Source organism: Flavobacterium sp. TN-1 (assembly GCF_052828645.1).
The window spans coordinates 465,420-490,601 of the sequence record NZ_CM128253.1; the positions used below are offsets into that span (position 1 = coordinate 465,420).

18 protein-coding genes are annotated in these 25,182 nt (G+C 30.8%); 11 read left to right on the plus strand and 7 right to left on the minus strand.

The genetic code is table 11. The features are described from left to right. Positions 1–65: 65 nt before the first annotated feature. A complete protein-coding gene (locus ACUXZJ_RS01900) occupies positions 66–707 on the minus strand; it encodes a 4'-phosphopantetheinyl transferase family protein (RefSeq protein ID WP_060381536.1) in 642 nt (213 codons plus the stop codon). A gap of 252 nt (positions 708–959) precedes the next feature. Between ACUXZJ_RS01900 and ahcY the strand changes: the two genes are divergently transcribed. From ahcY to ACUXZJ_RS01915, 3 genes are all read left to right on the plus strand, one after another. Further along, entirely contained in the window at positions 960–2,276 is a 1,317-nt protein-coding gene (ahcY, locus tag ACUXZJ_RS01905) for an adenosylhomocysteinase (protein WP_060381535.1), read from the plus strand. 513 nt (positions 2,277–2,789) lie between these two features. After that, positions 2,790–3,422 carry a nicotinamide riboside transporter PnuC gene (gene pnuC / locus ACUXZJ_RS01910; RefSeq protein WP_060381534.1) on the plus strand — a complete coding sequence of 211 codons (633 nt, stop codon included), beginning with the start codon at positions 2,790–2,792 and terminating at the stop codon, positions 3,420–3,422. Next, a complete protein-coding gene (locus ACUXZJ_RS01915) occupies positions 3,377–5,482 on the plus strand; it encodes a DUF4301 family protein (RefSeq protein ID WP_243825805.1) in 2,106 nt (701 codons plus the stop codon). Before pnuC ends, ACUXZJ_RS01915 begins: the two co-directional genes overlap by 46 nt. A gap of 501 nt (positions 5,483–5,983) precedes the next feature. Here the strand turns inward: ACUXZJ_RS01915 and ACUXZJ_RS01920 are convergent. From ACUXZJ_RS01920 to ACUXZJ_RS01930, 3 genes are all read right to left on the minus strand, one after another. Next, positions 5,984–6,736, minus strand: coding sequence for an enoyl-CoA hydratase/isomerase family protein (locus ACUXZJ_RS01920; protein ID WP_060381532.1), 753 nt, complete (start codon positions 6,734–6,736; stop codon positions 5,984–5,986). A 315-nt stretch (positions 6,737–7,051) separates the two neighbouring features. Then, the gene (locus tag ACUXZJ_RS01925) at positions 7,052–7,801 is read right to left on the minus strand and encodes a uroporphyrinogen-III synthase (RefSeq protein ID WP_060381531.1); all 750 of its coding nucleotides are present in this window, start codon (positions 7,799–7,801) and stop codon (positions 7,052–7,054) included. A gap of 32 nt (positions 7,802–7,833) precedes the next feature. Next, complete coding sequence (locus tag ACUXZJ_RS01930; RefSeq protein WP_060381530.1) at positions 7,834–8,499, minus strand: DUF4271 domain-containing protein; 666 nt, start codon at positions 8,497–8,499, stop codon at positions 7,834–7,836. A gap of 102 nt (positions 8,500–8,601) precedes the next feature. Here ACUXZJ_RS01930 and ACUXZJ_RS01935 point away from each other — a divergent pair, with 102 nt between their 5' ends. The 3 genes from ACUXZJ_RS01935 to ACUXZJ_RS01945 are packed head-to-tail and all read left to right on the plus strand — an operon-like array spanning position 8,602 to position 11,078. Beyond that, a complete protein-coding gene (locus tag ACUXZJ_RS01935) occupies positions 8,602–9,327 on the plus strand; it encodes a polyprenol monophosphomannose synthase (RefSeq protein WP_063743326.1) in 726 nt (241 codons plus the stop codon). A 14-nt stretch (positions 9,328–9,341) separates the two neighbouring features. Next, positions 9,342–10,679 (plus strand): dihydroorotase, encoded by a 1,338-nt coding sequence (locus tag ACUXZJ_RS01940; protein WP_060381528.1) that lies wholly within the window; start codon positions 9,342–9,344, stop codon positions 10,677–10,679. Positions 10,680–10,697: 18 nt separating this feature from the next. After that, the gene (locus tag ACUXZJ_RS01945) at positions 10,698–11,078 is read left to right on the plus strand and encodes a DUF4296 domain-containing protein (protein ID WP_060381527.1); all 381 of its coding nucleotides are present in this window, start codon (positions 10,698–10,700) and stop codon (positions 11,076–11,078) included. Here the strand turns inward: ACUXZJ_RS01945 and ACUXZJ_RS01950 are convergent, their stop codons facing one another. Both ACUXZJ_RS01950 and ACUXZJ_RS01955 read right to left on the minus strand, forming a co-directional pair. Then, positions 11,079–11,228, minus strand: a complete 150-nt coding sequence (locus ACUXZJ_RS01950) for a hypothetical protein (RefSeq protein WP_376777404.1) — start codon at positions 11,226–11,228, stop codon at positions 11,079–11,081. A gap of 507 nt (positions 11,229–11,735) precedes the next feature. Then, positions 11,736–12,722 carry an NAD-dependent epimerase/dehydratase family protein gene (locus tag ACUXZJ_RS01955; protein ID WP_060381526.1) on the minus strand — a complete coding sequence of 329 codons (987 nt, stop codon included), beginning with the start codon at positions 12,720–12,722 and terminating at the stop codon, positions 11,736–11,738. Positions 12,723–12,876: 154 nt separating this feature from the next. Between ACUXZJ_RS01955 and cas1 the strand changes: the two genes are divergently transcribed. From cas1 to ACUXZJ_RS01970, 3 genes are all read left to right on the plus strand, one after another. Then, a complete protein-coding gene (gene cas1 / locus ACUXZJ_RS01960; protein WP_063743332.1) occupies positions 12,877–13,761 on the plus strand; it encodes a type II CRISPR-associated endonuclease Cas1 in 885 nt (294 codons plus the stop codon). Then, entirely contained in the window at positions 13,752–14,081 is a 330-nt protein-coding gene (gene cas2, locus ACUXZJ_RS01965) for a CRISPR-associated endonuclease Cas2 (RefSeq protein ID WP_060381524.1), read from the plus strand. The genes cas1 and cas2 overlap by 10 nt, the downstream gene beginning before the upstream one ends. Positions 14,082–14,489: 408 nt before the next feature. Then, positions 14,490–15,320: an IS982 family transposase gene (locus ACUXZJ_RS01970; RefSeq protein WP_063743850.1), complete on the plus strand. Its 831-nt coding sequence runs from the start codon at positions 14,490–14,492 to the stop codon at positions 15,318–15,320. Between the two features lie 347 nt (positions 15,321–15,667). Here the strand turns inward: ACUXZJ_RS01970 and cas9 are convergent, their stop codons facing one another. Next, the gene (cas9, locus tag ACUXZJ_RS01975; RefSeq protein ID WP_446195655.1) at positions 15,668–20,128 is read right to left on the minus strand and encodes a type II CRISPR RNA-guided endonuclease Cas9; all 4,461 of its coding nucleotides are present in this window, start codon (positions 20,126–20,128) and stop codon (positions 15,668–15,670) included. A 315-nt stretch (positions 20,129–20,443) separates the two neighbouring features. Here cas9 and tyrS point away from each other — a divergent pair, with 315 nt between their 5' ends. Continuing rightward, a complete protein-coding gene (gene tyrS, locus ACUXZJ_RS01980; RefSeq protein ID WP_060381522.1) occupies positions 20,444–21,754 on the plus strand; it encodes a tyrosine--tRNA ligase in 1,311 nt (436 codons plus the stop codon). A 201-nt stretch (positions 21,755–21,955) separates the two neighbouring features. Continuing rightward, positions 21,956–25,180, plus strand: a complete 3,225-nt coding sequence (locus ACUXZJ_RS01985) for a reprolysin-like metallopeptidase (RefSeq protein WP_060381521.1) — start codon at positions 21,956–21,958, stop codon at positions 25,178–25,180. The last annotated feature ends 2 nt before the right edge of the window (positions 25,181–25,182 follow it).

The window sequence follows — 25,182 nt, forward strand, 5'->3', positions numbered from 1 at the left end:
TATTACTATTAAATTCTATAGAAGAAGCCACAAAAAACAAGCAATATTTTTCATTAATTTCATTCTCAGGATCTATAAGCACAAACTAACATATAATCCTCTATGGAACAAAAATCAATATCAAAATCTTCAATTAAATTTTTAAAACGCAATTGCGCTTTACAATGATTATCATGTAAGTTAAACATATCTTCAAAAATATGATCAGGAAAACTAATACCTACTTCATTTTTTATTTTAAATATAGATTCTTTTATTCCCCAAATAACAATCGCTTTTTGTATTTGTTCCTTTACTGAAAGATTTTCAATATGCTTCATATCCATATAACGAGGAGCTATGCGAAGAACTTTTTCTTTTATCTTCTCTAAATCTATACCTATAGGCTTATTACTTAATCCCAATGCTGAAAATTCACCAGAATGAGAAATACTTACTTCTACCACTGGTTTATTCTTTTCTGATTTAAGTATAGGTTTACCACTAACATCATAACATAAATCATGATCTGTATAACCACAATATTGTAATAGCATTCGAACCCCTAAAAAATTTTTTCGATGATCTTCAGAACCCATTTTTTCAAGTCGAGCAAGAGACTGATTTTTTAACAATACGTTTTCAAATAATTGATTGTAAGTTTCTGTAGTTTTCCAAAGATATATAGTGGTGTCTTCTGAAAAATATATTTCTTTATAAAAAGGCATTTTGAATCTTATTAATTTCTAAAGTTTGTTTAATTCATTTGAAAATAGATAATACAACTTCAAATTTTACTTTTAATAATACCACAGACAAGGGGAAATGGATTTTAAAATATAAAATACATTGATAATTAAATAGTTACAACAAAAAAACAAATATTAATTTGTACAAATCTATTGGCAAATCAAAAACTAATCCGTAGTTTTGCATCCGATTTATAAAATTTAATATTTAAAAACAAATATACTAAATAGATGAGTACTACAACAATTCCGTATGTACCTTATAAGGTTAAAGATATTTCTTTAGCAGAATGGGGAAGAAAAGAGATTCAATTAGCAGAAGCTGAAATGCCTGGTCTAATGGCTATCCGTGCTGAATATGGTCCGAGCCAACCCTTAAAAGGTGCTCGTATTGCAGGTTGCCTACACATGACTATTCAAACAGCTGTATTAATTGAAACTTTAGTAGCTTTAGGTGCTGAAGTAACTTGGTCTTCTTGTAACATTTTCTCTACACAAGATCATGCAGCAGCAGCAATTGCAGCAGCAGGTATTCCAGTATATGCTTGGAAAGGTATGAATGCAGAAGAATTTGACTGGTGTATTGAACAAACTTTATTCTTTGGTGAAGAAAGACAACCATTAAATATGATTCTTGATGATGGTGGTGACTTGACAAACATGGTATTTGATAAATACACTGAATTAGTTAAAGGAATCAAAGGTTTATCAGAAGAAACAACAACAGGTGTTCATCGTTTATACGAAAGAATGAAAAACGGCACGTTATACATGCCTGCTATCAACGTAAATGACTCAGTTACAAAATCGAAATTTGATAACAAATACGGTTGTAAAGAAAGTGCAGTAGACGCTGTGCGTCGTGCTACTGACGTAATGTTAGCAGGTAAAAGAGTTGTGGTTTGTGGTTACGGTGACGTAGGTAAAGGTACAGCAGCTTCTTTCCGCGGCGCTGGTTCTATCGTTACCGTTACCGAAATTGACCCTATTTGTGCTTTACAAGCAGCTATGGATGGTTATGAAGTTAAAAAGTTAGACACTGTTATAGGTAATGCAGATATTGTGATTACTACAACTGGTAATAAAGACATTGTAGTAAGTCGTCATTTTGAAGCTATGAAAGACAAAACTATCGTTTGTAACATTGGTCACTTTGACAATGAAATAGACATGGCATGGTTAAACACTAACCACGGTGCTACAAAACAAGAAGTAAAACCTCAAGTAGATATTTACAACGTAAACGGCAAAGAAATTATCATCTTAGCTGAAGGTCGCTTAGTAAACTTAGGTTGTGCTACAGGTCACCCATCATTTGTAATGAGTAACTCTTTCTCTAACCAAACGTTAGCGCAAATTGAGTTATGGACTAACAGTACAGCATATAAAAACGAGGTATATATGTTACCAAAACATTTAGATGAAAAAGTGGCTGCTTTACATTTAACGAAATTAGGAGTTGAATTAGAAACTTTATCTGAAGAACAAGCTGCTTATATTGGAGTTGAAGTCAAAGGTCCTTTTAAACCTGAATACTATCGCTACTAATAATTCATAAAGTTTTATCAACTTATATTCTGAAGTCTATTTTATTAACTTGTTAAAAAATATAAGATAAACTGTATAAGTATAAAGAGGCTATCCAAAAAGTAATAAATAAACATTATGTGATTTCTCCCTTTGGTCGAAATGGCAAAATTGCGAACTTTTTGGACAGTCTCTTTTTTTTAGAATATCTACTATATTTTTACAATTTCCCAACTTTTAGCACCTTCAGTCTTAATTTTTATTTTGATTTTTTGTTCATAATAAAATTTACACCTGTATTATACCCCCTTTTTTCTAGCAATATAGAAAAAGAAATAATAATCGTTTTTATTCAATTATTCTATTTCTTAAAAAAACAGTATTTTTCAAAAATACAACACAATGTTCTTTCCTTTTCCTAATTCATTTTTCATTAGTTTTGCTAGAGAACAATTTATATTTTACTGATTAATTAACTCTAATCTATATTCTTTAAATTATTTTTTTTATAAAATAAAAAAGCCTGTATAAAATATGATTAATGAAATACTTACTCAATACCAAAATATTCCAACCTGGCAAATTACACTAGAAACTATTGCTTTTATCTTTGGAATTTTAAGTGTATGGTTTGCTAAAAAGGAAAATTATTTGGTTTATCCTACTGGAATTATTGCAACTACTATAACTGTTTATATCATGTATAAAGCCAAATATATGGCAGATATGAGTATTAATATTTATTACACCTTTATGAGTATTTACGGTTGGCACAAATGGGTTCAGCCCAACATGAATGAAAACAGTACCTCAAAAATTACAAGAACTAACAATAAAGAAAAGCTAATTGGATTTGTAATGTTCCTATTAACAGCTATTATTTGTATTGGTATTTACAGTATTTTTGAAATCAAAATATATATAAATAATTGGATTGATATTTTTACTACTTGCATTTTTTTTACAGCTATGTGGTTTATGGCGTTAAAAAAAATTGAAAGTTGGAGTTTATGGATTCTTGGAGATTTTCTTATCATCCCCATCCTTTGGTCGCGAGAACTTTATATCTTTGCCCTCCAATATATTATTTTCACAATTTTAGCCATATTGGCCTATTTAGAATGGAAGAAAATCTTAAACAAAGAAAAAGTAACATCCTCAGAATAACCACTTACGGACCAGAAAGCACAGGAAAAACCACATTAGCACGTGATTTAGCTAAACATTTTAACACCACTTGGATAGTAGAATATGCAAGGGATTTTCTTTTAGAAATTCTTGATAAAGAAGGGCGTACTTGTGAAGAAAAAGATTTACTACCTATTGCTATTGGTCAAATTGCTATTGAAAATGAAGCTCTAAAAACAGCTCATAGATTTTTATTCTGCGATACTAATGCACTCGTTACTAAGGTCTATTCGGATATTTATTACAATAAATGTTCTCCTGAATTAGAAGAAGCAGCTAATTTACATCACTACGACCTTTATTTTTTAACAGACAAAGATATACCATGGGAATCTGATGGCTTAAGAGATAGTGCTGAATACAGAGACTCTTCCTTTGAAATATTTAAAAAAAATTTAATTCAATATAAAAAACCTTTTATTTTAATCAGCGGCAACAGAGAAGAACGCTTAAAAAAGGCAATCCAAATTGTAACTGATTTAGAAAAAGCTCTAAATGCAGGATTTACAAGCCATGAATTTATAGAACTCTACAACCAAAACAAAAACATTAATCTAATCATCAAACAAATTTATTCCTTAAAAAATGGAATTGTCAAAACAGCACTAGAAGCTCCTGCTACAATTGGAAATGGGATTATAAAACTAGACGCACAAGAGCTAGATTATTATATCAATTATTTTGACTCCAATAAAACTGGGAAAACGTTGGAAAAATTCATTCCAGCTTCAGGTGCTGCAACTAGAATGTTTAAGTTTTTAAACGATTTTATACTCGATTTTAACTCCGAAGAGGAAACCATAAATGGCTATATTAACAGAACAAACAATACTGCTTTAGAAACATTTATTGCTGGTATTGAAAAATTCCCTTTTTATCACCAAGTTGTCTCCAAACTAGTTCTACAAAATAATCAATACAAAAAGTTATCCGCTTCTAAAAAAAAATATTTATTTATTAAAACAATACTAGAGGATCCTGATTTTAATTTTCTTAACAAACCAAAAGCAGTATTACCTTTTCATAAATACGAAGAGAAAATTACCACACCTATTGAAGAACATTTCAAAGAATCAAACCAATACGCTTCCTGTAGCAACGGTAACATCCACTTTACCATCTCAATTGAACATGAAATACTATTTTCTGAATTAATTAAACAATTACCTAATGAATTAAAAGAAAACTTACATATAAGTTTTTCTTATCAAGATCCTTCTACTGATTCCATTGCGTTAACAAAAAATCACAAAATATTAAAAAACGAAAAAGGAAATTTTATATTTCGCCCGGGAGGACATGGTGCTCTACTCTACAATTTAAATCAAAGAGAAGCAGACATCCTTTTCATTAAAAATATTGATAATGTATCTAGAAATCATTCAGAAATTGTAACAAAACACAAAAAAGCGTTAGCTGGTATTCTACTAGAAATCAGCAACAAAAGCCACAACTACCTAAAAGAACTTAACAAAAACAAATACCATAATATTTTAATACAAGAAGTTAAAAACTTTATTCAAAACAAACTTTCTATTATTATTAATCCTGATTTTGATGAGTACAAAGAAGAAAGTCAAATCAAAATTTTAAAACATTTCTTAAACAGACCTATACGTGTATGTGGAATGGTTAAAAACGAGAATGAACCAGGCGGTGGTCCTTTTTGGGTAAAAGATAAAAAAGGAAACTCAACACTACAAATCGTTGAATCCGCACAAATTGATTTAGAAAATGATAAACAAAAATCAATTTTTAAATCTTCCACTCATTTTAATCCCGTGGATCTTGTTTGTTCCATAAAAGATTATCAAGGCAATAAGTTTAATTTATTAGATTTTACAGATCCCAACACAGGCTTTGTTGTTAAAAAAAATAAAGATGGAATTCAATATAAATCATACGAATTACCTGGGTTATGGAATGGTAGTATGGCCAATTGGATTACCCTTTTTATAGAAGTTCCTCTTGATACTTTTACTCCTGTAAAAACGATTAATGATCTTTTAAAATCTGTCCATCAACCTGAAATTTTATAATTCTAAAAAAATATAATACAGATACTGCTCAAAAAGTTCGCAATCTTGTCATTTCAACCAAAGGGAGAAATTACATAATCTTGATTATGAAACTCCTCCTTACTGAGTAACAAACTGCATGTTGATTTATTACTTTTTGGGCAGCCTCTTTTTTGTCCTATAATCCTAATCATCATTTAAATTTTATAATAAACTCTAATCTTAAAGAAGACTTTGCATTCTTATAATCTTCGGATCTTTTATAGAATCAGAAGTTTTACCCCAGATTATACTTTATCATAAAGAAGAAAAGTCCCTGTATTTTTTGTAGTTATAACTTTGTTATATTGAGAACAAAATAAAACCTATTTTATAGATTTATGATCCTTTTTATCTGTAACAAAATTCTAATACGTAATCCAAAATTTAAACAATCTTCTTAAAATAATCCTTTTATAAAACACAATCCTTTATTACCATAATAACAATATTATATGTATTAGCAACATGATTTCGTTTACTTTATTTCTTAAAAGCATTCAACGCATTTTTTGTAAAATCAGACAAAACTAGTTTTCCAGAGACAGCCGCACGATCATACAACAATTCATCCCAATGACTTGTTCCTTCCCATAAGACTTTTTTAAATTCTAATAAAGCCTCTGGATTATAGCTTGCTAATTGTTGAGTAAATTCATTCAATGTTTGATCCATAGTTTCTACATCTTCAAACAATTTAGAATACAATTTATGTTGAAATCCCCACTCTGCACTTTTCCACTCTGTAGGTGAAAGCGTCATTTCTGTCATAGCTGATTTACCAATTTTTCTTGAAACAGCTGGTTCTATTACAAAAGGACCTATACCTATGGCTATTTCAGATAATTTTATAGCTGCAGCATGGGTGGCAAAAGTATAATCGCAAGCAGACACAAGACCTACTCCTCCTCCAACTGTTTTACCTTGAACTCTCCCTATGATTATTTTTTCGCATTTTCTCATAGCGTTAATAACATTTGCAAAACCACTAAAAAAAGCTTTTCCTGTTTCTAAATCATTTACTTCTAGTAACTCATCAAAAGAAGCTCCTGCACAAAAAGCCCCTCTTCCTTCACTTTGTAAAACAACCACCCCAACTTCTTTGTTTTTACTAATTGCAAAAATTTCTTCTGTTAATAATTTTAATTGTTCGCTTGGAAATGAATTACTGGCAGGATGTGAAAAAGTAATTCTTGCAATTTTATCTTTTATAATGGTATTAATGAATCCTTTCATATTTTAATTTTTTATTATAAATCAAATAGTTTTTTTTATTTATTAACAAGGTACTAACAAAATCCTCTTTCATTAGTAATTTTACTTCTAATTTTGTTACAAAAGAAACTGTCCGAAAAGGTCGTGATTGATTGATTTCAACCATAAGGAAGCTCAAACGAAGTAAATAGACGAAAAAATTGCATAACCTTAATCATGTTTCTCCTATCATTGAAGAGGCAGGCTAAACATCTATTTTTGACTTTTCAAACGCGCTCAATTTTGTTTAAAAAAAAATCCCGATAAAATCGGGATTTAAGAATATAGATACAAAAATTATTTACCTTTATTTACTTCAGCTACATATTTCTCAAGTGCCATCGTCATAGAAGGTACTCCTGGAGCTGGTGCCATGATGTCTATACGTAAGCCATGATCAATAGCCTCTTTTTGGGTTGTACTTCCAAATACCGCTATACGTGTCTCATTTTGTTTAAAATCAGGAAAATTTTTAAACAATGACTGAATACCTGTTGGACTAAAAAAGGCTAATACATCGTAATACACATCTTTTAGATCTGATAAATCACTCATTACTGTTCTGTAAAAAGTACCTGGAGTCCAATCTAATTTTAAATTATTTAAGGTTTGAGGCACATCTGCATTTAATTTGTCAGACGCAGGGAGCAAAAACTTTTCATCTTTATACTTTTTAAAGAAAGAAGACATATCTGCAAATTCCTTTTGTCCTACATAAATTTTCCTTTTTCTGTAAACCACATATTTTTGTAAATAGTAAGCTACTGCCTCTGACTGACAAAAATAACGCAAATCTTCAGGAATCTTATAACGCATTTCCTCTGCCACTCTAAAAAAATGATCTACAGAATTCTTACTAGTTAAGATAATCGCTGTATAATTATTCAAATCAATTTTTTGAGCGCGAACCTCCTTAGCAGGCACTCCTTCTACATGAATAAAGGGTCTAAAATCAACTTTTATTTTATGCTTATTTTGTAAATCAAAATAAGGCGAGTTCTCAACTTTTGGCTCAGGTTGCGATACTAAAATCGTTTTCACTTTCATAGTCAAAAAATGTTGTTTTGTACAATTATGCTTTACCTATTTGTAATGTAGTAATACATAAAAAAATAAGGTGCAATTTCCAGGGCGCAAATATACAAAATAAAATAAAACAACTTCCTTAAAAGTAAATTTTGATAATTTCGCAATGACACAAGATATGTTACTGCATTTATTATTAAAATTATAACTAAAACTCCAAGAATAACATATTGATTTATTGAATTAGTATAATATAATACCATATCAACAGGTAACAGCAAAATACCTAAATAAGTTCTATAACTCACTTTAAAGAGATTAAACTGCTCTATAAACGACTCTGTATCAAATGAAGTTGCTATAATTTTTTCTATCAAATATTTTGACAGAACAAAAAATGTTAAAAAAGTTATAATTTGTATAAAGCTTACCCAATTAGTCTTTGTTGTATAACCGTAATAAGACAAAACTAACTGAATAAAAAAGGAAAATGAAATTAATTGCACAAAAAACAATAAGATTGTAAACCAAGTCATTAAGTTACTCGGATCCTTATAAACTTTTATATACTTATTATTAAACAATAATCTAACAAAATCAGTAAAGCGTTTTTCAAAAACGGCCTTAGTAATCGTTACCACTCCTATAGCTACAATAAAAACTATAGTAATCCAATTTTTATTCTCTACAATTCGAGGAATTAACTCATAGTTATTCATAGTACAAAATTACAAATTTTTCATTCCCTTCATCGAATTATAGATAATTTAGGAGTCTCATAATTTAAAAAGATTATTTTTGCAGCACAATTCAGTAAATTTATGCAGGACTCTATCGTTATCATACCTACTTACAACGAAATAGAAAATATTGATGCTATTATTAGAGCTGTTTTTGCTCTACCTAAAAAATTTGATGTTTTAATTGTCGATGATAACTCTCCTGATGGCACTGCAGATCGGGTAATTGAATTACAAAAAGAATACCCAGAAGCATTACATCTTGAAAAAAGACAAGGAAAAGCGGGATTAGGAACAGCTTATGTGCATGGTTTTAAGTGGGCTATACAACATCATTATGATTATATTTTTGAAATGGACGCTGATTTTTCGCATAATCCTAATGATCTTACAAAGCTTTACGAGGCTTGCAAAACACAAAATGCGGGGATGTCTATTGGCTCTCGTTATATTACGGGCGTAAACGTAGTTAATTGGCCTTTAAATCGTGTTTTACTATCTTATTTTGCTTCTGTCTACGTTCGATTGATTACGGGCATGCAAATTCAGGATGCCACTGCTGGTTTTATATGCTATCAACGTCAAGTATTAGAAAAAATAAATCTAAACCAATTAAAGTTTACGGGATATGCTTTTCAGATAGAAATGAAATACAGAACTTTTGCTAATCATTTTAAAATTATTGAAGTACCTATTATCTTTACAGATCGTACAAAAGGCGAATCTAAGATGAGTGGCGCTATCATACGAGAAGCTATTTTTGGCGTAATTATGTTGCGAGTTCGCAAGATGTTTAATTTATTATAAAAACACAACACATTATGAAAACTATTTTAATTAAAAACGCTCAGATAGTAAACGAAGGTCATATTTTTAAAGGAGATGTTTTAATTGAAAACAAGTTTATCATAGACATCGCTGAACACATTACGCCCTTAAAAGATTTTGAGATCATTGATGCTCAAAATAACTATTTAATTCCTGGGGCTATAGATGATCAAGTACATTTTCGTGAGCCTGGTCTAACCCACAAAGGTACTATAGCATCTGAATCTAGAGCCGCTATAGCAGGAGGCATAACTAGTTTTATGGAACAACCTAATACCGTACCTAACGCGGTAACACAGGAATTGTTAGAACAAAAATACGAAATAGCCTCTAAAACTTCTTATGCCAACTACTCCTTTATGATGGGAGCTACTAATGATAATTTAGAAGAAGTTCTCAAAACCAATCCACGTAATGTAGCAGCTATTAAAATTTTCTTAGGCTCTTCCACTGGTAATATGTTAGTAGATCGTGAAGAAGTACTCGAAAAAATCTTTAGCCATACGAATATGATTATTTGTGTGCATTGTGAAGACGAAACAACTATTCAGAATAATTTAGCTGATTATAAAGAAAAATACGGTGATAATATTCCTATAGATTGTCATCATTTAATAAGAAGTGAAGAAGCTTGTTATATTTCTTCATCTAAAGCTATAGAATTGGCTAAAAAAACTGGTGCTCGTTTGCATATTTTTCATCTTTCTACGGCCAAAGAAATGAGTTTACTAGACAATTCAATTCCGTTAGAAAACAAAAAAATAACCGCCGAAGTTTGCGTACATCACTTATGGTTTACTGATAAAGATTATGCGGATAAAGGCACCCTAATTAAATGGAATCCTGCCGTAAAAACAGAAACAGACAAAAACGCTTTGTGGGAAGCTTTATTAGATAACCGAATTGATGTAATTGCCACAGATCACGCACCTCATACACAGGAAGAAAAACAAAAACCTTACACAAGTGCTCCTTCTGGCGGTCCTCTTGTACAACATGCTGTAGTAGCATTATTTGAAGCTTTTCATCAAGGTAAAATTTCTATTGAACGAATTGTTGAAAAAATGGCTCATAATCCAGCTAAATTATTTCAGATAGATCGTCGTGGTTTTATTAAAAAAGGGTATTATGCTGATTTAGCCATTATTAATACAAATTCTCCTTGGACGGTTTCTAAAGACAACATTCTGTACCAATGCGGTTGGTCACCTTTTGAAAATTATACTTTTAAATCAAAAATTACACATACTTTTGTAAATGGTAATTTAGTATATGAAAACAACCAAGTCAAAGATCTTCAAGAAGGAATGCGACTAGAATTTAACCGGTAAATAAAAGACTCTTATAATATGAACAAAATAGCTTGCTTTTTTTTAATTTTATTTTCTCTGTCTTGTCAGAAATTCAACACTCCTGAAAAACCTGATAATCTGATAGATGAAGCAACTATGGAAAAAATATTATATGATTTGGCATTGATTCAAGCAATTAAGGGGCATGATGCCAAATTACTTCCAACGAATCAGATTGATCCCAAAAAATACGTTTATAAAAAATATCATATAGACAGTTTACAACTTGTAAATAGTAATAAATACTACTCTTATGATATTGCAAACTATAAAAAAATATATGATCGTGTTATCGAAAAAATCAAAACTGAAAAAATCAAAACTGAAAAACTACGACAAGCTGAATTGAAAAAAGAAAAACTAAAAAAAGCAGAATAATTATAGATAAAATGATTGAAGTTTATCAGGTCTTTTTATAATGAAAATTTCAATAAATAATTTTATTATTTCAAAAATCTCACGAATAATACCATTTAAACTTAAAATATACTGGATTAGAAAATAAAGTTCTTGATATGTTTTTTTCATTTTAAAAACAACTCAAACGGACGGTTAAGTATATAATTGAAATCATCGTTAGTTCGAGCGTGAAGCACATCGAGAACCAATGATGATTTTTATTGTTTTTGTAAAATAATACCTAAATCAACATGCGTTTTGTTACTCCAACACAAGGAGGAGTCTCATAATCAGTATTATGAGGAAATTTCAAAGTTTAAATGGTATTTAGGTTCAACGAAAACTCTTTTAGATTAAAATAATACCCTTTTAGATTCAACGAAGACTCTTTTTGGTTCTATTTTTAGTCTCTTGTTTGTCACTACGTAAGGAGGTATCACATAATCAAAACCAAAACCACTTGATAAAAGAGGAATAGCATCATGAGAATTTAAAAAGGTTATGTTTGTGATCTCTCCTAGTGTCGGGATGACAAGAACCTGATTTTTTTTGTAAGCAAAATTTTATCTCTTTAGATTGAGAGCACAGAAGACAAATTTCTTTTTAGATTTAAAATTCTTTTATCTATACTGAACTTTACAATACACAATCTTGGTTTAAGTAATCTTGTATTGTTTTAAATTCAAATTTAAGGGTTTCTTTTATTTTAGAATGATCATAATTATCCATCGTTTGTAAAGTACGAATCATATCTTTAGATAAAACTCTGGTTTTACCAAATAATCCTAAAAACCAATCAAAAGTATATGCCAATCTTAGTGCGTAAGACCGTATTAAAATGGTTGGTTTCTTAACATTTAATTTTTTTGCTATAAGATTTGTTACTTCTTGGTATGATATGGTTTGTGATACTACAATAAAACGTTGCCCGACGATGGGGCTTTTCATTAGTTTTTTCATGATACAAACTAAATCATCTACTGATACAAAGCCGGTTCCTCCTTTTGTATAAAAAGGAATTTGAGAAGCTACTTTATTATAAATATCACCGCTTCCTTCTCTCCAGAACAAGGGGCCTAAAACAACTCCTGGATTAACAATTACTACAGGCAATCCTTCTTGGTAAGCTCGCCAAACTTCCATTTCTGCTCCATATTTAGAGATAGCGTAATCACTGTGAGGTAACTCAGGATTCCACTCTGTTTCTTCTGTTATTTTATGTTCGTATTCCTTTAGATCTCCTAAGGCAGCAATAGAACTTACATAGCATAATTTTTGAACTCCAAAATCAACAGACAAATTAACTACATTAGCTGTTCCTTCAATATTTACTCTTCTTAATTTTTCTTCTTCTTTGGGTTCGAAGGATACTAAAGCTGCACAATGGTAAACCTGTACAATATCTTGAAATGCAAATTCTAAAGAGGGTACATCTAGTATATCTCCTAAGACCCAATTTATTTTATCAAACTGATCTTCTTTTTTATAATGTTCAAATACTTTTTTTACTTTTTCTTTGTTTTTTTCTGTACGAAATAACGCTTTTACTTTTTCTCCTGAATTGATTAATTTCAAGATTAAGTGTGAACCTACCAATCCTGTTGCTCCTGTAACTAAAATCATGGCTCAAATATAAAAAAGATTAGAATTATATTACCTATTTTCATTATCTTAAAACGCTTTTATACATATTATCGTTTAATAAGAGTCGTTAAACGATTTCATCTTTTTTATTTTTTTTTAGTTAGTAAATTGTTATAAATAACAAACATTAACTATGCTAAAAAAAACCGTACTTATAGAAAACAAATGTTCTATTGTTACAAAAAACAATCAGTTACATATTAAGACAGAAGAAAGAGAAAACGCTATACCTGTAGAAGATATAGGTTTTATTATCCTTGATAATCCCGAAATATACATAAGTATTCCTGCTATGAATTTGTTAATAGAACATAATTCAGCAGTAATTATTTGCAATAAAAATCATCTTCCAAACGGAATGTTTTTAAATTTAGAGAGCCACCATATTCAACAAGAAATTTTCAGATTTCAAATAGATGCTAGTATTCCTTTAAAAAAACAGTTATGGCAACAAACTATTATTGAAAAAATTACAAATCAAGGGCTTTTATTAGAAAAAATAAAAGGGAATAAAAACGTCTTTCCTTTTTTAGCTTCAAAAGTATTAAGCGGAGACAGCAGTAATATGGAGGGAGTGGCGGCTGGTCAGTATTGGAAAGATTTTTTTGAGATGGATTTTAAAAGGGAACGATACGGAAATTATCCTAACCCTTTTTTAAATTATGGTTATGCTATATTAAGGGCAGCTACTGCTCGTGCATTATCGGGGAGTGGTTTACTCAACACACTGGGTATTCATCATAAGAGTAAATACAATGCGTTTGCTTTAGCCGATGATATTATGGAACCTTTTAGACCTATAGTAGACGAAAAAGTATATGAATTGGTACAAACTTACGAGGAGCAAGAACTAAACACGGCTATCAAAGCGGAATTATTGCAAATACTAACACGAACAGTATATTTCAAGGACGAAAAAAGCCCATTGATGGTAGGTTTACAAAAAACGGCTAGTTCGTTGCAACAGTGTTTTGCTGGGGAGCGCAAAAAGATAAAATACCCAAAATTATGGATTTAAACGGGTATCGAATCATGTGGTTGTTTGTATTTTTTGATTTGCCTACTGATACTAAAAAAGACCGAAAAAATGCTTCTGGCTTTCGGAACCAACTTTTGAAAGATGGATTCAGTATGATGCAATACTCGGTGTATATACGACATTGCGCGAGTAGCGAAAGTGCTGATGTACATGAAAAACGTGTACAAAAACTCCTACCTCCTTCAGGAAAAGTAAGTATATTACGAATTACAGACAAGCAATTTGGGAATATACAAAATTTCTGGGGAAAAGTAGAAATTCCTTCGGGACCTCAACCCACTCAACTTGAATTATTTTAGGAATAAAAAAATGCTTCAATTTTGGCATAGCATCCCAAAAAAGAAGCATTTTTTTTAACGATATCAAAACTTAACCATTTGATAATTAGAAGATAAAACATCAACTAATATCGTGTTTTCTAATCTTTAATCAAACCACAACTATCTAGGCGCGCTCAAATATAAGACCGTAAATATCGTGTTTTCTAATCTTTAATCAAACCACAACTCTACGGCAACGTAAAAGATGCAATCAATTAATATCGTGTTTTCTAATCTTTAATCAAACCACAACGGAGATAAAGAATTGGCTAAAACTTCTATAAATATCGTGTTTTCTAATCTTTAATTCAAGTTGCTAGTTGATATTTATAAAAAACAAAGCAAAGGTTAAGTAATTTTGTTTTGTGAACCAAAAAAACAACACCAATGCTTTGCAAAGACAAAATTATATCAATTTTTTGTTTAATTGATGATATTTTAAAAGGAATCGAACATCCAGAAGATATAAGAAGACAGGTTAGCGATAGTGAAATTATTTTAACTGCGATTGTGTCATCAACAAGCTTTTATGGAAATCATAGTTCAGCTATAAAGTTTATGAAACAATATGGATTTATACCAAAGATGCTTGACAAGAGTAGATTTAATAGAAGATTACATAAAATTGGAAGTTTGCTTTATGAGTTATTTGAAATAATAAGTTCATATTTTAAAGATTTATGCTGTGAGATGCAGTATATCATAGATTCATTTCCAGTTGCTGTTTGCAATAATATGAGGATTTCGAACTGCAAAATCCTCAAAGAAGAAAAATGGCGAGGTTACACAGCAAGTATGCGAAATTATTTTTATGGAGTTAAAGTACAATTACTTACCACAAAAAATGGAATCCCAATAGCTTTTCATTTTACACCAGGAAAAACAGCAGATGCAAAAGCACTAGGAAAAATGATTGACAAATTACCAGTAGAGGCTTCAATATATGGAGATAGTGCTTATACTGATTATAGTTTAGAGGATGTTGTATATGAGAGAAGATGTATTTCATTAAAAATTCAGCGTAAATCAAATGCTAAAAGAATGGATACTTTAGAACAAAAAAATGAAAAACTAAAAATGAGAAAAAGGGTAGAAACAACAATAAGCGATATTAAAAAAATGTTTCCAAGAACTATACATGCAATAACATTAGAAGGTTTTCTAATAAAACTTACATTATTTGTCTTTGGCTTGCAATTAAATAAATCAATTAACTAGCAACTTGAATTCTTTAATCAAATCGACCAGAGGGAGATTCACAAACACACCTATAATAAATATTAACTTGGTGTTTGTAAACCAACTTACGATGACTAATGTTTTGAAACGGAATATCGTGTTTTCTAATCTTTAATCAATTATAATCACAAACACACCAATGACAAATATAAACTTGTGTTTTTAAATGAAATTATTCTCAAACTTTTAAAATCACCAACAAAGAGTGAAAGTCTATATGGTTTAAGGAATTACAATTCTAATTTTGTTAAGATTTTTACTTTTTTATTTCAAAGAACTTTTAATTCGAAGTTGATTCCTAGAGGATTACTTCTGTGATTGTTTTTTTATATTTTTTGAAATTTTCCCGAGGGTAAAACTTTAAAATCAATTCCTTCCACAAATGCTGTAAATTGATTGTGATTCATTTTCCTAGTTGGTTTGTTTTCATTGATTTTGAACTCTCCATCAGGTTTGAAGCTGTCTTTGCTAATTTCTTCTGATTTTCTAGCTTCTTTAAAATATCTAAGTTGAATGATGCCATATTCATTGACCTTACCAGTTTTTTTGTCTTTTTGTCTTTGTATTGTCAATCCTTCAATTAAATATACTCTTCCTCTAAAATCTACTATTTCTGAAATATCTTTAGGATTTTCAACTGTTTTATCGTAAAAAACTACCTGTTGTCCTCTTTTTAAAACTACATCTGTATTGTTTCTTTTCTCAATGGGTATTAAAACTTTTTTACCTTTTATTTCTTTTTCTTTATGTAATGGATAGTAGCCTTGACCTTGTTTAAGAAGTTTTGCTAAATTAAAATTATTGATTAATTCAAATTCGCGTTTTCCATCAAGTTCGTACAAAGCCATTGCATAATTTTCATCATTTTGTCCATACACAGTTTGCTTATGTTCGTGTTTTGATTTAGATAAAGGACTATGCTTTTTAATTTCTATAGGGTTTTTAACGGAATTAGCATAGATTCTAACTTTGTTAATTGGTATTTTTTTCTCTTCATTCATCCAAACTTTTTTACCTTCGGCAAATTTGTTTTTTTGTTTGGGGTTAGATGAAATAAGTAAAATTTTATTAGCAACAGCTTCTTTTACTTTTGCTTTTACATTTTCATCGACTATGTTTTCTATATCATTTGCTTTTAAACTTTCTAAATCTTTGCGAATTACATAACGAATTTCATTAGTATTTAATGGGTTTTTAATGGCACCATAAATACTGTCTTGATGTAAAGATCCTCTTATTGTATCGCCCTGTTGTAGTATGGGTATTTTATTACCTCTTTCGTTAAGCTTATAAATTATTTTACCACTAGCATCCTTTTTAGGAATAGCTTTTCCATTTGCACTTCTTTCTATTTCGGCTACGTATTGTTTTTTACCTCTTACACGAAGAATCTTTTTAGCTTGTTTTTTTACGTTATCTGGCGTAAAATGTGACACTAAAATTTCGGTTTCTATTTTTTCTATATCTTCTTTAAAGGTTTTCCAAGGCTTGGCTTGTTCAATTAAAGCTTTTGCTGCTTTTTTATTTTGTTCGTCTTCTAAACGCCACGCGTGAGCTAACAAATCATATTTGTCTTTAGGCATGCACGCAATGGTAATGGCATCAATGGTATGATGGGTGTGTTTACTTCTGTCTTTTTCTTTGAAGTGTTTGAATCCGTTTTCATCAATGAAACTTTCTTGGATGCCCCAAAGTTTTCTGAACTCAGCCACTGCGCCACCTTTTACACTTTCTACTCTTTTGAAATAGGATTTTAAATAGGCTTGCGCATATTTGGTTATAATACCTGTATCTGGAATTTGGCTGTTTTTAAAACCTACTTTAGGTTCTTCCCAGGTAAATCGGTCATATTTTCCTTGAATATAGTCACGTTTAAAAGTGAGGTAATGCCTTTTTCTTATGTTTTTATCTTTTGCGACTTTTGTAGCTGCTGATTTTATAGATTTTGAAATAGTTTCAATTTGTCGAGTTAGTTCCTCTGCTTGTTTTTTCCAATGCGCAATTCTCGGTAAAATTTCATTGTAGTTTGATAATTCTACAGGCATTTTTTTGCCTTTCACACTTCTGTTAAAATCTTTATCACATAGTGTTTTATTCATAAGAGAATTATCTTGGGAAATACTTCTTGGAATAGTATGCTCAATATCAAATTTTGGATTTCCCTCTAAAAAACTATCGATACTAATAGTTTTGCCTGTATAAATACAAATATGATTTTGCTCTTCCCATATTTTGTATTTTATTAGTTCTTCTTTAGTTATAATTCTTCCATCTTTAGTTTGTTCTAATGCCCATTCGAATTTTTGTAAATCTTCATCGGTAACGTGGAGTAGTTCTTTTCCTTTTTTTACTTGATAAAGTTCTTTAATTTTAGCTTCATAAATTTTATATAACTCTTCTCTTTCTTTTTGAAAATCCTGTATTCCTTTTCTTTTGTTTGCATCGTTCAATTCACGAGCCATTTCTATATGAATGCGAGTGTCTTCATCTATTTGTCCATCTAGTATTAAAGTATTAAGAACTTTACGTAATTGATGCAAAGCACGCATTGCCATTGGGTTTTTTATAGAAGTGGTAAGCGGACTGCCTAATACTACTTTTTCATTGCCCCATTCGTCTTTAATAGTTTTCTTTTTGAATACTTCTATATCTGATGGATGATAGAGTTTTTTTAACTTATCGGGATGGTTACAAAATATTTGTCCTTCTTCATTTTCGCCTTTAAGAAAAGCTTCAATTTTTTTATCTAACCTAACTATTTTAATGAATTCCTGTTTTTTTAATTGCTCAATTAAAATTGGGAATAAATCTTCAAATATTATTTCTTGTTCCTGTTGCTCACTAATAGTGTTTGCTTTATAAAATGGAACAAGCTTTTTTCTCAAATCAGCCTCAAAAAGCGATTCAGCTTCTTTAGAATAATGTACTTTTTTACCTTCTTTGTCTTCTGTATTATATATTTTCAATAAACCGTTAATAATTTCTAGCTTGCTTTTTTCTACTAAATAATTATCTATTAAATCAACTATTTTTGATTGAATAAATTTTTGTTGCTCCTTATCTTTCCAAATGTCATCATCTACAATATTCTCAATATTTGCCATAAAAACAGCATGCGAGTACAGTAATCCTTGTTTTAAATAAGGTAATATTTTTGCAATAGCTGCCAAACTAAGACTTGCAAAGTCTTTTTTAAGTTTTGTTTTGCTAAATGCTTTTGCGTTTTTAGGTTCTAGTTTTAGTTTTTCGATGGCAAAATCATATAAATACGTATCAGAGGTTGCAACTGAAAGTAAGTGCCAAAGATCTTTGTAATTTACAGATTTTGTGACTTCTTTCTTTTCTGTATTTCTAGTTTGGTATTCGAAGGTTTTAATCTTCCAGTCTTTTCCTATTGCATTTTCCAGTGAAGCCGAAACTACACAAGCAGAAACACTATCTGTAGATTTGTAATTAAACCAATAAAAAAACTCATTTTTCTTAGAAGATTTGTAATAGCCAAAACTAGCTCCTTTTTCAACCAGTTCTTTGGCTAAAACCTCAAAATTAAAGTCATTTTTTCTGTAAAATTTCGGAACTAATTTTAATTTTTCTTCCAGTGTTAAGAAACGTAATGTACTCTCGCTTTGTGTGCCTATCTTTATGGTGTTTAAGTATGACCACATTCTAAATTCCTCATAATCTGGATGCGAAACAGCACATCGAGATTTGTTTTTTTCAAAGGAACATTTTCCTATTAATCCCTTTTGCGATTTTAGAGGTCTTTGAAAAAAAATAGCTCGGTATAAGTCTTTAGCTAAACCCGTAAACTTTTTTTCGGGTAATTTTTCATTTGTATTTATCCCTTCAATTCCTTGTGTTTGACAAATTACGATAAACTCTTCTAAATAATGTTCTTCACGAGAAGTGTATTGGTTTCTTATTCTTGTTTTGTTATATAAACTAAAAAAATATTGACCTAAGGTTTTAAAATTTCCATCAAGCATTGCTTGTGAAATATCTTTAATTTCTCCTTTTACTTTGCCTAAATCTGCCTTTTTATTGAGACGCGCAATAAGCTCTTGTTTACATGTTTCAATATCATTAGCATTCTTTTTTGTAATGGATACTAATGAAGTGTATAATTTCTTTAGATTTTTTTCTCCTTCGTCTAAATCCTTTTTAAAACCACTTTTCTCTGACTCATCTATAATTCCAAGATTAATATAATACTCTTTTAATTCGTTTAAGATCTCATTAGAACTATCTAAATCTTCAATTAAATTTTGAATTTGCGGGTTATGTTCTTCAAAAACACCTTCGGCTGATTGATCTAAGCGATTACTCAAAAAACCTCTTCGTTGTGCTATATGGTATAAGGCTCTTCCTAACTCGTATAAAGTAACTTTTTGCTTACTGGCTTTGTCTCTAAAAAGATAAGGATTTATATTTTCATCTTCGTTAGTTCGCAACCAATTAAGAAATTCAGGATTTAAAGGATATACTTTGAAACCAGATTTTTTCCATTGTTCCACTTCTTCAACAGATAGAGGACACATTCCATTAATAGAGAGCACTTTTAAAGTTTCGTATTTTCTTAGTTTTCTGCGATATTTTATTTTCCGAGCACTTCTGTAGGCTGTTCTTTCGGCAGCTCTGGATATTTCTTTTCCATTTTCAGATTTTACTCCTTCAGAGAAAATTCTGACTCCTTTATCTATAATTTGATTTACTCCTTCGTTTTCATCTTCTCTAATCGCCCATCCAATAGAATTAGTCCCTAAATCGAGACCTAAAATTTTTGTCATAATAGTTTTTTATGTTGTTTAGCTTACGCCTAAACTTATAAAAAAACATTTGTTTAAAAAAATAAAATTATTTTAGATTTTTTTTTATCTTAGCAACAGATAAAATTATTCTAATCTTTAATCTTATCACAATAAGGCTATATGCCGTAGACGAAAGTCTAAAATCCCGCGTACTCCGTGGGATTTACCATTTATACGAACTACAAATTCTTTGATTTACTTCATTTTAAGGCTTGTTGGACTTATTAAAAATGTCGTATAGGAGATTTACAATCTAAAAACTAAAAACTTATCTTTGCAAAAATTTTTTAAATAATGAAAAACATAATTGCTGAATTACAATGGCGTGGACTGGTACACGATATGATGCCAGGAACAGAAGAACAATTGTTAAAAGAAAGCACGGCAACATATATAGGATTTGACCCAACATCAGATTCTCTACACATAGGTAGTTTAGTTCCTATTATTTTATTAGTTCATCTTCGAAACTTTGGTCATAAACCTTTTGCTTTAGTAGGAGGAGCTACAGGAATGATTGGTGATCCTTCAGGAAAAAGCAACGAACGCAATTTATTAGATGAGGAAAGTCTTTCTAGAAATGTAGAAGGGATTAAAGGTGTTTTATCTAAATTTCTTGACTTTAATGCTACCGATGACAACGCGCCTGTATTAGTAAATAATTATGATTGGATGAAAACTTTTTCTTTCATAGATTTTGCTCGAAATGTAGGAAAACGAATTACGGTTAACTATATGATGGCCAAAGATTCTGTTAAAAAACGTCTTTCAGGAGAAACAGGTGACGGTATGTCTTTTACAGAATTTACATATCAGTTAATTCAAGGATATGATTTTTATCATTTATACAAAACATACGGATGTAAATTACAAATGGGAGGTAGTGATCAATGGGGCAATATCACTACAGGTACTGAATTAATCCGTAGAATGAATGTAGATACGGAAGAAGAAGGAGCTAAAGCCTATGCCTTAACTTGTCCTCTAATAACAAAGGCAGACGGATCAAAATTTGGAAAAACAGAAGGAGGGAATATATGGTTAACAGCAGACAAAACCTCTGTTTACAAATTTTATCAATTTTGGCTTAATACAACAGATGCAGATGCAGAAAAGTACATTAAAATATTTACTTTCTTAGATAAAGACACAATTGAAACTTTAATTGAAGAACATCGTCAAGCTCCACATTTAAGAGTTTTACAACGCAAATTAGCAGAGGAAATAACTATTTTTGTACATGATAAAGATGCTTTAGATAAAGCTATTGCTGCTTCTAATATGTTATTTGGAAATTCTACTTCTGAAGATTTAAAAAAATTAGACTCAGAAACTTTCTTAGAAGCTTTTGAAGGAGTGCCTCAAGCAACCATTTCAAGAGAAGCTATCGAGGAAGGAATCAATATTGTAGATGTACTTAATACTAAAACAGGTTTTTTAAAATCAAACGGTGAAGCACGTAGAGCATTGACTGAAAATTCAATTTCTGTCAACAAAGAAAAAGTAACTGAGGAATTTATACTTAAAACAAAGGATCTTATTAATAATAAATTTGTCTTACTTCAAAGAGGCAAGAAGAATTATTTTGTTATAAAAATTGAATAAACATATATTTTAACACAAAAAAGCAGCTTTAAACGAGCTGCTTTTTTTGTTTAAAAAAACAAATATTTACAAGTATTTCACTAATAAATTGCACTTTACCTATTTTAAACTATTTTTTTTAACGTATTTTATTATAATTTATTTCATTTTATTAAAAAAATATAAATATATTCGCAGCCATTATTAACACCAACCAACCAAATGAAAAAGAAATTACTTTTAATTGCCTTATTGGCAACAGGAGTTGTATTGGGTCAAGATGGCTTATGGAAACGTACCAATACCAATCATAGAACCCTAATAGAATACAAAACACAACTTCCTGAGAAGAACCTTTTTGACTTGAATATTGATTTGATCAGAAAACAATTATCTAAATCTCCTAACCGATTTGGTCGTTCTAGTTCTGCAACCGTTATTTCACTTCCAAATGCTGAAGGAAAGTTAGAAAAATTTAAAGTTTACGAAAACTCTAATATGGATGCTGCTTTACAAGCTAAATATCCTCAAATCCGATCGTACATAGGAATTGGCATTGACAATCCTACTTCTACTGCTTATTTTAGTATGTCTCCTTTAGGATTTAAGTCTATGACATTAAATGCTGGAAAATCAGCTTCATTCATTGAACCTTATTCTAAAGATTTAAAGACTTATTCTGTTTATAAAAAAGCTGATAAAAAAGAAAACTTATCACCATTTGAATGTAAAGTAATTGATAAAATAGAACCAAGTTTTAAAGTTTCTGGAACTAATTTACGCCCTAATGCAGATGATGGCACTTTAAGAACTTTTCGTTTAGCATTATCCGTAACAGGTGAATACACGACTTATTTTGGTGGTACCGTAGCACAAGCATTGGCTGCTATAAATGCCACAATGACTCGAGTAAATGGTGTTTTTGAAAAAGATTTTAATACCAGAATGAACCTGATTGCAAATAATGATGTACTTATTTATACAAATGCTTCTACGGATCCTTATTCCGTTGCTTCTACAGGTTCAGGAGGCGCATGGAATACTGAGTTACAAAATAACCTAACCAATACCATTGGCAATGGAGCTTATGACATAGGACACTTATTTGGTGCTTCTGGAGGTGGTGGTAACGCGGGTTGTATTGGCTGTATTTGTGTAGATGACACTTCTAGTACGACCGATCAAAACAAAGGTTCTGGATATACATCTCCTGGTGATGGAATACCACAAGGAGACAATTTTGATATTGACTATGTTGCGCATGAAATGGGGCATCAATTTGGTGCTAATCATACACACTCTCATAGTAAAGAAAGAACTGGAGCTAATATGGAGCCAGGTTCTGGGTCTACAATTATGGGATATGCTGGCATTACACCACAAGATGTTCAAGCTCATTCTGACGCTTATTTTCACACTTATAGCATTCAACAAGTTACTAACAATATAAAAACAAAAGCGTGCGCTGTAAACACTCCAACAGGTAATGCTATTCCAACTGCAAATGCTGGATTAGATTTTACTATTCCAAAAAGCACTCCGTTTGTTCTTACTGGTACAGGAACTGATGCTAATGGAGATGTCTTAACTTATATTTGGGAACAATTTGACAGTGCTACTTCAACCCAAACTGGAACAAGTTCTGCTGCTAGTACAACCAAGGTGTCTGGTCCTATTTTTAGATCTTATACCCCTACAACAATTCCTTCGAGATATTTTCCTCAAATGGCTTCTATTCTAACAGGAGCAACTACTACACAAGGTTCTGAAATTTTAGTAGAAGCTTTACCTTCTATTGCTAGAACTATGAATTTCCGTTTTACCGTTCGTGATAACAGAGCTGGTGGTGGTGCTAACAACTCTGATGATATGATCGTAACAGTTAATGGAACTGCTGGTCCTTTTGCTATTACTTCTCAAGGAAGCGAAACTTCTTATACAGGAGGCACTTCTCAATTAATAACTTGGAACGTAGCAGGTACCACTGCAAATGGTGTTAACTGCTCTAATGTAGATATTTTATGGTCAACAAATAATGGTGCAACTTGGACAACTTTATTAGCAGGAACACCTAATGATGGATCCGAAAATATAACAATACCTAATACTGCTACTACTACAGGCCGAATTATGGTTAAAGGATCAAATCATATCTTTTTTGATGTTAACAATGCAAATATTACTGTAAACCTAAGTACATCTGATACTATACCACCAACAGCTCCTGTCTTAAGCGCATCTGGCACAACAACTTCTTCTACTAACTTATCTTGGAATGGTGACACTGATAATGTAGGTGTTATAGGATATGATGTGTATCAAGGAACTACTTTATTGGGTTCCATTACATCTAAAACTTATAACGTAACAGGCTTAACCCCTTCTACAACCTATTCTTTTACAGTGAAAGCAAAAGATGCCGCGGGTAATATTTCTATTGCAAGCAATGTTGTTAGCGTAACAACTTTAGCTAATGTAATTGACACAACTGCTCCAACTGCTCCAATATTAAGTGCATCTGGTACAACAACTTCTTCTACTAACTTATCTTGGAATGGTGATACTGACAATGTAGGCGTTACAGGATATGAAATATATCAAGGAACTACTTTATTGGGTTCCATTACATCTAAAACTTATAACGTAACAGGCTTAACCCCTTCTACAACCTATTCTTTTACAGTGAAAGCAAAAGATGCCGCGGGTAATATTTCTATTGCAAGTAATATTGTTAGCGTAACTACACTATCTAACACACTTACTTATTGCACTTCAAAAGGCAATAGTACTGCTGATGAAAAAATAGGAAAAGTTGTAATTGGAACAATTAATAATACTTCTACTAGCACTGTTGGTTACGAAAACTTTACAACTCTATCTACTTCAGCAGTAAGAAGCTCAACTCAAACGATAACAATTACTCCATCATGGAACTCAACAACTTATCCTGAAGGCTATGCCCTTTTTATTGATTATAATCAAGATGGTGATTTTACAGATGCAGGTGAAACTGTTTGGACTAAAGCCCCTTCTACTACAACACCCGTTTCTGGTACATTTACAATTCCAGCAACAGCAATTTTAGGAGCAACTAGAATGAGAATATCTATGAAGTACAATGGAATTCCTACTTCATGTGAAACTTTTTCTTATGGACAAGTAGAAGATTACACTATTAACATTACTTCGAGTGCTAAAGAAAATCAAAAAAATATTGCCTCAGGTTTTGAAATTACTGTATTCCCTATTCCAACTTCCGAAATACTTACTATTAAAGGTATTTCTGAAATGGCAACGTATAAAGTATATAACCTAGTTGGACAAATAGTTTTAGAAGGAAAAATAAACAATGAACAAATCAATGTAACCAATTGTAAAGCTGGAAACTATATATTAGAAGTTTCTGATTTGCATTCAACTGTTACTAAACGCTTTATCAAAGAATAACT

Bases quoted from the DNA above. Each gene is read 5' to 3' on its own strand.
- ACUXZJ_RS01900 (WP_060381536.1), bottom strand. From the start codon at position 707: ATGCCTTTTTATAAAGAAATATATTTTTCAGAAGACACCACTATATAT.
- ahcY (WP_060381535.1), top strand. From the start codon at position 960: ATGAGTACTACAACAATTCCGTATGTACCTTATAAGGTTAAAGATATT.
- pnuC (WP_060381534.1), top strand. From the start codon at position 2,790: ATGATTAATGAAATACTTACTCAATACCAAAATATTCCAACCTGGCAA.
- ACUXZJ_RS01915 (WP_243825805.1), top strand. From the start codon at position 3,377: ATGGAAGAAAATCTTAAACAAAGAAAAAGTAACATCCTCAGAATAACC.
- ACUXZJ_RS01920 (WP_060381532.1), bottom strand. From the start codon at position 6,736: ATGAAAGGATTCATTAATACCATTATAAAAGATAAAATTGCAAGAATT.
- ACUXZJ_RS01925 (WP_060381531.1), bottom strand. From the start codon at position 7,801: ATGAAAGTGAAAACGATTTTAGTATCGCAACCTGAGCCAAAAGTTGAG.
- ACUXZJ_RS01930 (WP_060381530.1), bottom strand. From the start codon at position 8,499: ATGAATAACTATGAGTTAATTCCTCGAATTGTAGAGAATAAAAATTGG.
- ACUXZJ_RS01935 (WP_063743326.1), top strand. From the start codon at position 8,602: ATGCAGGACTCTATCGTTATCATACCTACTTACAACGAAATAGAAAAT.
- ACUXZJ_RS01940 (WP_060381528.1), top strand. From the start codon at position 9,342: ATGAAAACTATTTTAATTAAAAACGCTCAGATAGTAAACGAAGGTCAT.
- ACUXZJ_RS01945 (WP_060381527.1), top strand. From the start codon at position 10,698: ATGAACAAAATAGCTTGCTTTTTTTTAATTTTATTTTCTCTGTCTTGT.
- ACUXZJ_RS01950 (WP_376777404.1), bottom strand. From the start codon at position 11,228: ATGAAAAAAACATATCAAGAACTTTATTTTCTAATCCAGTATATTTTA.
- ACUXZJ_RS01955 (WP_060381526.1), bottom strand. From the start codon at position 12,722: ATGATTTTAGTTACAGGAGCAACAGGATTGGTAGGTTCACACTTAATC.
- cas1 (WP_063743332.1), top strand. From the start codon at position 12,877: ATGCTAAAAAAAACCGTACTTATAGAAAACAAATGTTCTATTGTTACA.
- cas2 (WP_060381524.1), top strand. From the start codon at position 13,752: ATGGATTTAAACGGGTATCGAATCATGTGGTTGTTTGTATTTTTTGAT.
- ACUXZJ_RS01970 (WP_063743850.1), top strand. From the start codon at position 14,490: ATGCTTTGCAAAGACAAAATTATATCAATTTTTTGTTTAATTGATGAT.
- cas9 (WP_446195655.1), bottom strand. From the start codon at position 20,128: ATGACAAAAATTTTAGGTCTCGATTTAGGGACTAATTCTATTGGATGG.
- tyrS (WP_060381522.1), top strand. From the start codon at position 20,444: ATGAAAAACATAATTGCTGAATTACAATGGCGTGGACTGGTACACGAT.
- ACUXZJ_RS01985 (WP_060381521.1), top strand. From the start codon at position 21,956: ATGAAAAAGAAATTACTTTTAATTGCCTTATTGGCAACAGGAGTTGTA.